At 70.4% G+C, this 12,003-nt stretch carries 13 protein-coding genes; 6 read left to right on the top strand and 7 right to left on the bottom strand.

Going from position 1 to position 12,003, the window contains the following annotated elements:
* Positions 1 to 63 precede the first annotated feature (63 nt).
* The 3 genes from ACLZN2_RS32460 to ACLZN2_RS32450 form a co-directional block, all read right to left on the bottom strand.
* The gene (locus ACLZN2_RS32460) at positions 64 to 810 is read right to left on the bottom strand and encodes a transglycosylase SLT domain-containing protein (protein WP_416982973.1); all 747 of its coding nucleotides are present in this window, start codon (positions 808 to 810) and stop codon (positions 64 to 66) included.
* A gap of 298 nt (positions 811 to 1,108) precedes the next feature.
* Positions 1,109 to 2,263, bottom strand: coding sequence for an S-adenosylmethionine:tRNA ribosyltransferase-isomerase (locus ACLZN2_RS32455; protein WP_416982972.1), 1,155 nt, complete (start codon positions 2,261 to 2,263; stop codon positions 1,109 to 1,111).
* Positions 2,260 to 2,958 (bottom strand): SDR family NAD(P)-dependent oxidoreductase, encoded by a 699-nt coding sequence (locus ACLZN2_RS32450; protein WP_416982971.1) that lies wholly within the window; start codon positions 2,956 to 2,958, stop codon positions 2,260 to 2,262. Before ACLZN2_RS32450 ends, ACLZN2_RS32455 begins: the two co-directional genes overlap by 4 nt.
* Before the next feature lie 240 nt (positions 2,959 to 3,198).
* Between ACLZN2_RS32450 and ACLZN2_RS32445 the strand changes: the two genes are divergently transcribed.
* Together ACLZN2_RS32445 and ACLZN2_RS32440 are read left to right on the top strand one after the other, a co-directional pair.
* A complete protein-coding gene (locus ACLZN2_RS32445) occupies positions 3,199 to 4,377 on the top strand; it encodes a GAF domain-containing sensor histidine kinase (protein ID WP_416982970.1) in 1,179 nt (392 codons plus the stop codon).
* Complete coding sequence (locus tag ACLZN2_RS32440) at positions 4,370 to 5,011, top strand: response regulator (RefSeq protein WP_416982969.1); 642 nt, start codon at positions 4,370 to 4,372, stop codon at positions 5,009 to 5,011. Before ACLZN2_RS32445 ends, ACLZN2_RS32440 begins: the two co-directional genes overlap by 8 nt.
* Before the next feature lie 235 nt (positions 5,012 to 5,246).
* On the opposite strand, the gene ACLZN2_RS32435 is transcribed toward ACLZN2_RS32440, so the two are convergent.
* A complete protein-coding gene (locus ACLZN2_RS32435) occupies positions 5,247 to 6,035 on the bottom strand; it encodes a hypothetical protein (protein ID WP_416982968.1) in 789 nt (262 codons plus the stop codon).
* A gap of 153 nt (positions 6,036 to 6,188) precedes the next feature.
* Here ACLZN2_RS32435 and ACLZN2_RS32430 point away from each other — a divergent pair, with 153 nt between their 5' ends.
* The 3 genes from ACLZN2_RS32430 (at position 6,189) to ACLZN2_RS32420 (ending at position 8,602) form a co-directional block, all read left to right on the top strand.
* A complete protein-coding gene (locus ACLZN2_RS32430; protein ID WP_416982967.1) occupies positions 6,189 to 6,986 on the top strand; it encodes an ABC transporter ATP-binding protein in 798 nt (265 codons plus the stop codon).
* 88 nt (positions 6,987 to 7,074) lie between these two features.
* Positions 7,075 to 7,509: an NfeD family protein gene (locus ACLZN2_RS32425; RefSeq protein ID WP_416982966.1), complete on the top strand. Its 435-nt coding sequence runs from the start codon at positions 7,075 to 7,077 to the stop codon at positions 7,507 to 7,509.
* A gap of 142 nt (positions 7,510 to 7,651) precedes the next feature.
* Positions 7,652 to 8,602 (top strand): SPFH domain-containing protein, encoded by a 951-nt coding sequence (locus ACLZN2_RS32420; RefSeq protein ID WP_416982965.1) that lies wholly within the window; start codon positions 7,652 to 7,654, stop codon positions 8,600 to 8,602.
* Positions 8,603 to 8,721: 119 nt separating this feature from the next.
* Here the strand turns inward: ACLZN2_RS32420 and ACLZN2_RS32415 are convergent, their stop codons facing one another.
* The 3 genes from ACLZN2_RS32415 to ACLZN2_RS32405 all read right to left on the bottom strand — a co-directional run bounded on the left by ACLZN2_RS32415 (position 8,722) and on the right by ACLZN2_RS32405 (position 10,762).
* Positions 8,722 to 9,228, bottom strand: a complete 507-nt coding sequence (locus ACLZN2_RS32415) for an HNH endonuclease (protein WP_416982964.1) — start codon at positions 9,226 to 9,228, stop codon at positions 8,722 to 8,724.
* Positions 9,229 to 9,394: 166 nt separating this feature from the next.
* Entirely contained in the window at positions 9,395 to 9,934 is a 540-nt protein-coding gene (locus ACLZN2_RS32410; protein ID WP_416982963.1) for a YbhB/YbcL family Raf kinase inhibitor-like protein, read from the bottom strand.
* Between the two features lie 45 nt (positions 9,935 to 9,979).
* On the bottom strand, positions 9,980 to 10,762 hold the full coding sequence (locus tag ACLZN2_RS32405; RefSeq protein WP_416982962.1) for a sporulation protein: 783 nt from the start codon (positions 10,760 to 10,762) through the stop codon (positions 9,980 to 9,982).
* Between the two features lie 150 nt (positions 10,763 to 10,912).
* Here ACLZN2_RS32405 and ACLZN2_RS32400 point away from each other — a divergent pair, with 150 nt between their 5' ends.
* Entirely contained in the window at positions 10,913 to 11,563 is a 651-nt protein-coding gene (locus ACLZN2_RS32400; protein ID WP_416982961.1) for a DNA-3-methyladenine glycosylase, read from the top strand.
* Positions 11,564 to 12,003: the final 440 nt, after the last annotated feature.

Genomic DNA, 12,003 nt, shown 5'->3' with positions numbered 1-12,003 from the left:
CCGGTCGTGGGGTGCCGCCCTTCGGCGTGCGTGCGTCAGTGCGTGCGTCCGTGCGGAGGCGGATCAGTACGCGCTGTTGACGTTGTCCATGGAGCCGTACTTGTCGGCCGCGTAGTTGCAGGCGGCGGTGATGTTGGCGACCGGGTCGTAGATGTTCCAGGACGTGCCGGCGACGTGGTAGGCCTTGAAGGTCGGCGGGATGACCTGCAGCAGGCCCTTCGACGGGATGCCGTTGACGGCGTTGATGTCCCAGTCGTTGATGGCGTTCGGGTTGCCCGAGGACTCGCGCATGATGTTGCGCTTGATGCCGTCGTAGGAGCCCGGGATGCCGTGCTTCTTCATGATGTCGAGCGACTCACGGATCCAGCCGTCGAGGTTGTTGGCGTAGCTCTTGGCGGCGACCGGCTTGACCGCGGCGCGGTGCACGGAGCGGCTCGCGGCCTGCTTCGCCCTGTGCGCGGCGGCGGCCTTCTGCGCGGCGGCCTTGCGGGCGGCCTCGGCGGCCGCCTGCTTCTTCGCGGCGACGGCCTTGCGCGCGGCCTCGGCGTCGGCCTTCTTCTGGGCGACGGCGTCCGCCGCGGCCTTCTTCTTCGCCTCGATGGCCTCGATCTTCGTGTTCGAGCCGGCGAGCTGGTCGGTCACGCTGCCCTTCACGTCCCGCACCGGCTCGGTGCTGTACGCGACACGGGACGTGGAGACGGCGTCCGTCGTGGTCGTGTGGGCGTCGGCCGGGACCACCGAGAAGGCGAGGGCGGCCGCGCCGAGGGTGGCGGCACCGGCGATCGCGATCTTGTGAGTGTTCTTGGGCATGGCGAATGACCTCTTCGAAGGAGCGCGGAGGTCGCTCGTCCGACGATGGACACGGTGCTCTTGGCACGAACGAACGCCGCGGACGAACCCGCGGCGCTGAGCGACGAGAGCAATTCTTAGCGGCCGCAAAATGGCCAGGCAAAGGTGTGACCTACGATCCCCGGTAGTGGATCAGGGAAGGGCAAAACGGGACAGACTGGAACGTCTGCCCCGTTCGCGCGTGACCTGTATGTCTCCTATTCGCCTTCGTACGTGATGTGCGCCCTATGCGAGGCCTCACATCACCGGGCCGCGCTTCTCACCCGCAGTTGCTCAAGCAATGCTCTGTGTGAGTGCCCTGGCCGGGGCTCTGGGGCAGGAGGAGATGGACATCCCCGAACTCGTGCCACAGATAGCCCCCTCGCAACGCCTCGTCGTACCCCCGGTCGATCGCGGCCCGCCCCGCCACCGCCTCCAGCATCAGCAGATGCGAGGCCTCCGGCTCGTGCAGCCCGGTCAGCAGCCCGTCCACCACCCGCACCCCGTGCCCGGGCGTCACCACGAGGTCCGTCCACCCCTCACGCGCGCGTACGACCCCGTCGGCCCCCGCGGCCGACTCCACCGCCCGCACGGCCGTCGTCCCCACGGCGATCACCCGCCCGTCCCCGGCCCGCACGGCGTTGATCAACCGCGCCGACGCCTCCGGCACCGCGAACCGCTCCGGATACGGCGGCTCGTGCACCTCCGCCGAGGCCACCCCGGTGTGCAGCGCCACCGGCGCGAACTGCACCCCCCGGCTCACCAGCTCCGCCACCAGCCCCGCCGTGAAGGGCCGCGCCGCACTCGGCATCTCCGCGCTCCCCGCACCGTCGGCCGACGGCAGCGCGAACACCGTCTGATACACGGACAACGGCTGGTCCCGTTCCGTATAGGAGTAACGAATGGGCCGCCCGTGCTCCCGCAGCAGCCCCGGCACAGGGTCCCCACCTCTGCCGCCCATGTCATCCTCGTCGCCGTTCTCCGCCCCGGCGGCCACCCGCGCCCACCACAGCCGCCCGCTCCCGGGGCTCAGCGCCTCCTCCAGCGTCAGCCGCACACCCCCGGGCAGCCGCACCCGCGTCCCGGCGGGCCCTCCCGCACGCGCGCGTGTCGTTCCCTTCCCGTCCGGATCCCGCAGCTCGACCGCCCACCGCCCCTCACCCCCGTGCGCGGAGTCACCCCGCGTCGAGAAGTGCACCACCACGCGCGCGTGCCCGATCCGCCCGTCCACGGCCGCCGCCAGCGTCGCGGAGGTGTTCACCACCAGCAGGTCCCCGGCCCGCAGCAGACACGGCAGCTCCCGGAACACGTGATGCGCCGGCTCCGTCCCCCGTGACACCAGCAGTCGTACGTCGTCCCGCTCCCGCCCCGGCCCGCGCTGCTCCGCCGGCACCCGCGCCGACAGCTCCTCCGGCACTCTCACCGCCAGCGTCATCGCCGTCCCTCCAGCAGCGCCGGAGCCCCGTACCGCCCGCTCACCGGACGCTCGTCCAGCAGCCGCAGGAACGCCGGCACCACACTGCCCGGCTCCGGACGCGGATCGTCGTCGTCCGGTACGGCCGCCGCGTACAGGTCCGTCGCCATGTCCCCGGGGTCCACCGCCCACACCCGCAGCCCCGGCTCCTCCTCGCCCAGCACCGCCGCGAGATGGTCCAGGGCCGCCTTGGACGCCCCGTAGCCTCCCCAGGTCTCGTAGGCCTCCGCGGCCGCGTCCGAACTGACCGTGATCACCGCGCCGGCCCGCGCCGCCCGCAACAGCGGCAGCGCCTCCTGGACCAGCCCCAGCGCCGCCACCACGTTCACCTCCAGCGCCCGACGCAGCCCCTCCAGCGGCAGCTCGTCCAGCCGCACCAGCGGCTCCGCGCCCAGCGCGCTCGCGTTGCTCACCACCAGGTCGCACCCGCCCAGCCGCCGGGCGGCCGCGACCAGCGCCGACCGGTGCTCGGGATCCGTGACGTCCCCCGCGAGCGCCCGCACGCCCCTCCCGTGCCCCGACACCCAGGCCGCCGTCTCCTTCAGCACCCCCTCGTTCCTGGCGTCCAGCACCAGATCCCAGCCCCGCGCGGCGAGCGCCTCCGCCAGTGCCCGCCCCAGCCCCTTCGAGGCCCCCGTGATGATCGCTACCGGCATGACAACCGTCCCCTCGTCACCCCGCCTCCGCTCGGCGGTGACCCCAACCTAGGAACCGGCCCCTCGCCCCCGCCTCCGACGCCAGACCGGGTCCGCAGGGGCCCTTCGACGTACGCCCGCACACCCGGTCCGCGCGCCCTACACCGCCGTACCGAGGCCCTTCGACCTAGGACCCCCGCCCTACCCCCCGCCGGCACAGGTCGGATCCGGGCTGTCACACCCCGCCGGTACCGTGAAGACATGAGTGAAGGTCCCCGGTCCGGCCTCGCCGCGGTGAGCTCCGCGCTGCTGGCCATGAGCAGGCATCTCGAGGTGCGCGACGTCCTCAAGACGATCGTCGCCTCCGCCCGCGAGCTGCTCGACGCCCAGTACGCCGCACTGGGCGTCCCGGACGACCACGGAGGCTTCGCCCAGTTCGTCGTCGACGGCGTCACCGACCAGCAGTGGAGAGCCATCGGCCCCCTGCCCCGCCAGCACGGCATCCTCGCCTCGATGCTCCAGGAGGCCCGCCCCGAGCGCCTCGCCGACGTGCGCAAGGACCCCCGCTTCGAGGGCTGGCCCTCCGCCCACCCCGACATGTCCGACTTCCTGGGCCTGCCCATCCGCGACGGCGACGAGGTCATCGGCGCCCTCTTCCTCGCCAACAAGCTGCGTCCTGTGGGGGGAAGCCCCCCACACCCCCCGCGCGAGAAGCCCGAGGGCGGCTGCGGCTTCACCGAGGAGGACGAGGACCTGCTCGCCATCCTCGCCCAGCACGCGGCCATCGCCCTCACCAACGCCCGCCTCTACGAACGCAGCCGCGAACTCACCATCGCGGAGGAACGCTCCCGGCTGGCCCACGAACTGCACGACGCGGTCGCCCAGAAACTGTTCTCCCTGCGCCTGACCGCCCAGGCGGCCGCCGCCCTCGTCGACCGCGACCCCTCCCGCGCCAAGGGCGAGCTCCAGCAGGTCGCCGCCCTCGCCGCCGAGGCCGCCGACGAACTGCGCGCCGCCGTCGTCGAACTGCGCCCCGCCGCCCTCGACGAGGACGGCCTCGTCGCCACCCTGCGTACCCAGGTCCAGGTCCTCGACCGCGCCCACACCGCGCGCGTGACCTTCACCAGCCACGGCGTACGTGCCCTGCCCGCCGCCCAGGAGGAGGCCCTGCTGCGCGTCGCCCAGGAGGCCCTGCACAACGCCCTGCGCCACTCCGGCGCACAGCACGTCGACGTGACCCTCCACAAGCGCGGCCCCGACACGGTGCTGCGCGTCACGGACGACGGCAGTGGCTTCGACCCCTCGGCGATCCGCAGAGCCGGCCGCCACCTCGGCCTGGTCTCCATGCGGGACCGGGCGAGCGGGGTCGGCGGCGGCCTGACGGTGGAATCGGCGCCCGGCAAGGGCACCACGATCGAGATGGAGGCCCCCGGTGGCTGACGCAATCAAGGTGCTGCTCGTCGACGACCACCAGGTCGTCCGCCGCGGTCTGCGCACCTTCCTCGAGGTCCAGGACGACATCGAGGTCGTCGGCGAGGCCGCCGACGGCGCCGAAGGAGTCCAGCGCGCCGAGGAACTGCAGCCCGACGTCGTCCTGATGGACGTCAAGATGCCCGGCATGGACGGCATCGAGGCCCTGCGCCGCCTGCGCGAACTGGACAACCCCGCGCGCGTGCTGATCGTCACGAGCTTCACCGAACAGCGCACGGTGGTCCCGGCCCTGCGCGCCGGCGCCGCCGGATACGTCTACAAGGACGTGGACCCCGACGCCCTCGCCGGTGCCATCCGCTCGGTCCACGCCGGCCATGTCCTGCTCCAGCCGGAGGTCGCCGGCGCCCTGCTCTCCCAGGAGGAGACCAACTCGGGCCAGGGCAGGGGCGGTTCCCTCACGGAACGGGAACGCGAGGTGCTCGGCCTGATAGCGGACGGCCGCTCCAACCGCGAGATCGCCCGCGCCCTGGTCCTCTCCGAGAAGACGGTCAAGACCCACGTCTCGAACATCCTGATGAAACTCGACCTCGCCGACCGCACCCAGGCCGCCCTGTGGGCCGTACGCAACGGACTAGCCGGCTGAGCCACCGTCCGGCCGCGGGCCGGTGGTGACTGCCCACGCAATTCCCCGCACCCCTAGGGTGTCGCAGTCACCACGCCCCCCAGCCACCCGCGTAGCTGCGGCCGCTTCAAACCGCCGCAGCTGCGGGCAGTCGTGCCGCTGGGGCGGCACGGGTGGGCGCAGCGGCACCCAGCAAGCGCGGGCAAGCAAAACCCACCCCCGGCCGACCCCAACCCCGCTCACCGCACCGCGAGGCTCACCGCACCCCCCGCTCCTGCTCCTCCACATAAGAGTTGTACGCCGCAACCTGCGCCCGCCGCCCCGTCCGCTCCACCGGCCGCAACGCCTCCGCCCGCGCCGCCATCTCCCCCGAACTCACCGCACCCCCATGCCCGCTCTCCCGAGCGAGCGACACCAGCAACCCCACCCGCCGCGCCAGCTCCAGCACCCGCACCGCCCGCGCCGGATACCCCGGCGCCAACACCTCCCGCCCCACCTCGGCCCGCGCCCGGTACGCGTCGATCGCCGCCTCCGCCACCGGCCCCGACCCCGCCACATCCAGCTTCGACAGCACCGCCGTAGCCTCCCGCAACGCCTCCGCCAGCTCCCGCTCGGCCTCACCCAGCGACGGCACATCGGCCGGCGGAGCCTCCCGCACCGGCAGACAGTGCCACACCACCTCGACATGGACATCGCCCGCGGGCCCGGCCTCGGACACCTCCGGCACCAGCCCCAGCGCGGCCCCGTGACAGACCACCGCCTCCTCCGCCTCCAGCGCCCGCGCGTTGAACTCCGGCGGCCCGCTCAGCCCCAGCGGATGCCCCGGCGCGGGCAGCGCCACCCGCAGCCCCCGCACCCCCAGCGCCCGCAGCCGGCCCAGCGCCAGCGTCAGCCCGACGGGCGCCGGCTCACCGGGCAACCCCTCCACCCGGTGCACGGCGTCCTCCCCGACGACGGCGAGTACGGCGTCGTCCGGAGAGACAAGTCCGGCCAACAGGGCATTTCCCCAAGCGGCAAGGCGACCAGAGCGCGGTTCCGAGAGCATGCCCCCACCCTAAGGACCGGACCGATGGAACGGGGCGCCCGACCGGTGGCGTAGATTTTCCCGAGGGGCCGCGCCCACCCACGCGCGGCGGTCCAGCCACAGGCACCCGCGACAACCGAGACCGGCCACACTGCAAGGGGAGACAACGCGCTCATGAGCGATGTTCTGGAGCTTCAGGACGTATCGGTGGTCCGCGAGGGCAGGGCTCTGGTCGACCAGGTCTCGTGGTCGGTCAAGGAGGGCGAGCGCTGGGTCATCCTCGGCCCCAACGGAGCCGGCAAGACCACCCTCCTCAACATCGCCTCCACCTACCTCTTCCCCAGCTCGGGCACCGTCTCCGTACTCGACGAGACCCTCGGCGCCCCCGGCACCGACGTCTTCGAACTGCGCCCCCGCATCGGCGTGGCCGGCATCGCCCTCGCCGACAAGCTCCCCAAGCGCCAGACCGTCCTGCAGACCGTCCTCACCGCCGCCTACGGCATGACGGCCGCCTGGCAGGAGGAGTACGAGGCCGTCGACGAGCAGCGCGCCCGCGCCTTCCTCGACCGCCTCGGCATGAGCGAGTACCTCGACCGGAAGTTCGGCACCCTCTCCGAGGGCGAGCGCAAGCGCACCCTCATCGCCCGCGCCCTGATGACCGACCCCGAACTGCTCCTCCTCGACGAGCCCGCCGCCGGCCTCGACCTCGGCGGCCGCGAGGACCTCGTACGCCGGCTCGGCCGCCTCGCCCGCGACCCCATCGCCCCCTCCATGATCATGGTCACCCACCATGTCGAGGAGATCGCCCCCGGGTTCACCCACGTCCTCATGATCCGCCAGGGCAAGGTCCTCGCCGCGGGCCCCGTCGAACTCGAACTCACCTCCCGCAACCTCTCCCTCTGCTTCGGCCTCCCGCTCGTCGTGGAACAGGTCGGCGACCGCTGGACCGCCCAGGGCCTGCCGCTGTCCTGACCCCGCCCCAGGACCTGACGCCCTCCTGCCCCCGCCCTGCCCCTGTGCGCCCTGTCCGCAACGGGACATACGGTCCTACCATGACCCTGTGAACGACATCGAGGCGTGGGTCTGGTGGCTCGTCGGCGCGGCAGCGCTCGGAATCCCGCTCGTGGTCACCGCGATGCCGGAGTTCGGCATGCTCGCCGTCGGGGCGGTCGCCGCCGCGATCGGCGCCGGCCTGGGCCTCGGCGCCGTGGCCCAGGTGCTCGTGTTCATCGTCGTCTCGGTCGCCCTCATCGCCGTGGTGCGCCCCATCGCGGCCCGGCACAGCGCACAGCGCCCCCAACTCGCCACCGGAGTGGACGCGTTGAAGGGCAAACAGGCCGTCGTGCTGGAGCGCGTCGACGGTTCCGGGAACGGCCGGATCAAACTCGCCGGAGAGATCTGGTCGGCCCGCGCCCTCGACACCGACCGCACGTACGAAGTCGGTGAGGAAGTCGACGTCGTGGAGATCGAGGGGGCCACGGCGATCGTCATCTGACCTTGCACAACTCCCGCACGACGCAAGTGAGGCGAAGGCCTCCCGAGGTACGCGACGGTCTGTCAGACTCGACCAGCAAGATCTTCACAACCGTAGGATCTTCCGAAAGCGCTCGAGGCGGAGAAGGGGACGGGGACGCACGATGGAACCGGTCATCATCGTCTTGATCATTCTGGTGGTGTTGGTCTTCATCGCCCTGATCAAGACCATCCAGGTCATCCCACAGGCGAGCGCCGCCATCGTCGAGCGCTTCGGCCGTTACACACGCACGCTGAACGCGGGCCTCAACATCGTGGTCCCGTTCATCGACACCATCCGCAACCGCATCGACCTGCGTGAACAGGTCGTCCCGTTCCCGCCGCAGCCGGTGATCACCCAGGACAACCTGGTCGTCAACATCGACACGGTCATCTACTACCAGGTCACGGACGCCCGCGCCGCGACCTACGAGGTCGCCAGCTACATCCAGGCGATCGAGCAGCTCACCGTCACCACGCTCCGCAACATCATCGGCGGCATGGACCTGGAGCGCACCCTGACCTCCCGTGAGGAGATCAACGCGGCCCTGCGCGGCGTCCTCGACGAGGCCACCGGCAAGTGGGGCATCCGCGTCAACCGCGTGGAACTGAAGGCGATCGAGCCCCCGACCTCCATCCAGGACTCGATGGAGAAGCAGATGCGCGCCGACCGTGACAAGCGCGCCGCGATCCTCACCGCAGAAGGTACGCGCCAGGCGGCGATCCTCACCGCTGAGGGTGAGAAGCAGTCCCAGATCCTGCGCGCCGAGGGTGAGGCCAAGGCCGCCGCCCTGCGCGCCGAGGGCGAGGCCCAGGCCGTCCGCACGGTCTTCGAGGCCATCCACGCCGGCGACCCGGACCAGAAGCTCCTCAGCTACCAGTACCTCCAGATGCTTCCGAAGATCGCCGAGGGCGACGCCAACAAGCTCTGGATCGTCCCCAGCGAGATCGGCGACGCCCTCAAGGGCCTCTCCGGCGCCATGGGCAACTTCGGCGCGATGGGTGGCGGTTCCCCCTCCAACGGCGGTACCGAGAAGAAGATCCCAGAACGCCGAGAGAAGCCGTCGATCGACTGACAGCACGACAAAACACCGTTCCCCGCGCCCACATAAGGGGCGCGGGGAACTGCGCGAAATGCCACAACGGCCCGGCAGCCGAAGAACGACAGACCCGCTACGGCGAACCGCCAAGAGGTCTAAGCCGCGTCCAGCGACAGCCACTCCGGCAGCGCAGCCAAGTCGTCCTGCCCCAGCGCAAGCAGCATCGCATCCTGCGGAGTCGGCTCGAACGGCTCCCGCAGCAACGGCATACCCGCCTGCTCCGGAGTCCGGTCCGCCTTACGGTGGTTGTCCTCCGAGCAGGACGCCACCGTGTTCAGCCAGGTGTCCTGACCGCCCTGCGCGCGCGGCACCACATGGTCCACCGTGGTCGCCCGGCGACCGCAGTACGCGCACCGGTGCCGGTCCCTGACCAGCACCCCCCTCCGCGACCACGGCGCTTGTCTTCGGAACGGAACCCGTACGTACCTGCACAGCCTGATCACCCGAGGCGCCGGTATGTCCACATCGGCGCCCCGCATACGCAGTTCGGGGTGGGCCTGCTCGACGACGGCCTTGTCCTGGAGCACCAGGACGACAGCTCGGTTCAACGTCACCGTAGACAGCGGCTCGAAGCTCGCGTTCAGGACCAGCGTGTCACGCATCCAGCCCACCTCCCCATTGCATCTGCCCGCCCTCCGGCCGGCTCGGATCAACTCTGGACGGGCACGCCGAGATGGACAACGCAATAAAAAATGCCCGCCCCTGATCACTTCCAAGACCAGGGCCGGGCAAACGTTCAATGAACGATGAGCTGACTGTCCCTCCGCGCTATCCCTTCGCGGGGTTCTCGTACTCACCGATCAGCTGAGCGCGGGCGATCGCGTGGAACCGCAGGTTGAACCCGACGACGGCAGGCGAGGCGTCGGCGTCCGGACCGAGCTTCTCCTGGTCCACCGCGTACACCGTGAAGACGTACCGGTGCGGCCCGTCCCCCGGAGGCGGCGCGGCACCGCCGAAGTCCTTGCTGCCGTAGTCGTTGCGCGCCTGTACGGCACCCTCCGGCAGCCCCTCGAACTTGCCGCTGCCCGCCCCCACCGGCAGTTCGGTCACCGAGGCCGGGATGTCGAACAGGACCCAGTGCCAGAACCCGCTGCCCGTCGGGGCGTCCGGGTCGTAGCAGGTCACGGCGAAGCTCTTGGTCTCGGCCGGGAAGCCCTCCCAGCGCAGCTGCGGCGAGGTGTTCCCCTCCGCGTGGACCTGCGCGGCCTTGAGCGTCGCGCCCTCCTGGACGTCCTCGCTCGTCACCGTGAACGACGGCACGGGCGGGTGGAAGTCATGGGGGAGCGGCCGCCGCTTGAGCTCGGTCACCTCGGTACCTCCTGAACGATGCTGATGGACTCGGTGACTCCGAGCCTAGAACCAGTTGCGCTTGCTGCCGACCTCGGACAGCCACTGGTTGAGGTACGACGCCCAGTCGGTCGTGTGGAAGTCGTTCTGACCCACCTGGAAGGACCGGAAGGTGTCACTGCCCTCGCTGAACAGCCCCGGCTTCTTGTCCATCTCCAGCACGACGTCCATCGCGTGCTCGTCGGCGACGAAGCTCAGCTCGACCTGGTTCAGCCCCCGGTACTGCGACGGCGGGAGGAACTCGATCTCCTGGTAGAACGGCAGCTTCTGTCGCGTACCGCGGATGTGCCCACGCTCCATGTCCGCGCTCTTGAACCGGAAGCCCAGCTGGATGAACGCGTCCAGGATCGCCTTCTGCGCCGGCAGCGGGTGCACGTTGATGGGGTCCAGGTCACCGGAGTCCACCGCGCGGGCGATCGCCAGCTCGGTCGTGACACCGATGTGCATCCCGCGCAGCGCCTGCCCGTCGATCATCGTCACGGGGGTCTCCCAGGGGATCTCCAGCCCGAACGGCACTGCGTGCACCGCACCCGCCTGGAGCTCGAAGGCACCACCCAGCTGCAGCTTGGTGAACTCGATGTCCTGCTTGTACTCCTGGTCGCCGCCCTCGACCTCGACCTTGGCCTGCAGCCCGACGGACAGCCCCTCGATGTTCTGGTTGACGGAACCGCCCTGGATCCGCACCTCGCCCTGGACGACACCGCCCGGGACGACGTTGACCTCCGTCAGCACCGTCTCGACCGAAGCCCCGCCGGCCCCCAGACTCGCGAGCAGCTTCTTGAACGCCATGACTCTCCCTCTACGACTACTTCTGACGGGATCCCTTGATCCCTACAAACGCGATCCGGCCGTGACCGGTTCCGCGTCCCACACCCTGGCAAGCCGAGCGCCCGCTGACCACCCCGGCGCACCCGTCGTTCTCCACTACGCTCGGAGGGCATGATCGCGACCCCCGACCGTACGCCCCTTTCCAGGGCCTTCTTCGACCGCCCTGTCCTGGAGGTCGCCCCCGACCTCCTCGGCCGCCTCCTCGTCCGTACGACCCCCGACGGTCCGATCACCCTGCGCCTCACGGAGGTCGAGGCCTACGACGGCCAGAACGACCCCGGCTCCCATGCCTACCGCGGCCGCACGCCCCGCAACGAGGTGATGTTCGGTCCCCCCGGACATGTGTACGTCTACTTCACCTACGGCATGTGGCACTGCATGAACCTCGTCTGCGGCCCCGACGGCCGGGCGAGCGCGGTCCTGCTCCGCGCCGGTGAGGTGATCGAGGGCGCCGAGCTGGCCCGCAAACGTCGACTCTCGGCCCGTAATGACAAGGAACTGGCCAAAGGCCCCGCCCGTCTGGCCACGGCCCTGGACGTGGACCGCGCCCTCGACGGCACGGACGCGTGCACCGCCGACGAGACCCCACTGCGCATGCTGACCGGCACCCCCGTCCTCTCCGACCAGGTACGCAACGGTCCGCGCACCGGAGTCGTCGGCGAGGGCGGCGACGGTGACGTCCATCCCTGGCGCTACTGGGTGGCCGACGACCCGACGGTGAGCCCTTACCGGGCCCACGTCCCCAGGAACCGCCGAAGTTGACTCGCCTTTGACAGGGGCGTAACGTAGCCCGAGCCGCTTGAACCGGGTACGGCATTCGCCAGCAGCCGGAAGCGGCCAACCCACTACCTACGACATCCCTCAGCGGGGGCGATTTCGGCATGTCCGCATGCCTGAATTCGAACTCGCGGGAACTCGATTATGAGTTGCCGAGGGAATCGGCTAACGTAGTGAATGTCGAAAGGCCGACGGGCGAAAGCCGGAAGCCCGAAGACAAACCCACCGACTGGGAATCGGACACCGAAAAGGTCTGATAGAGTCGGAAACACCGAAGGGAAGCCCGGAGGAAAGCCTGAGAGAGTCTCTCGGGTGAGTACAAAGGAAGCTATCGTTCCTTGAGAACTCAACAGCGTGCCAAAAATCAACGCCAGATTAGTTGATACCCCGTCCCCGGCAGTGATAGCCGAGGATGAGGTTCCTTT

Origin of the sequence: Streptomyces sp. T028 (assembly GCF_048159505.1) — a bacterium.
In the GTDB taxonomy this organism is placed as follows: domain Bacteria; phylum Actinomycetota; class Actinomycetes; order Streptomycetales; family Streptomycetaceae; genus Streptomyces.
The sequence above is the reverse complement of the archived record's forward strand: the minus strand, read 5'-3'. Positions and strand labels throughout refer to the sequence as shown.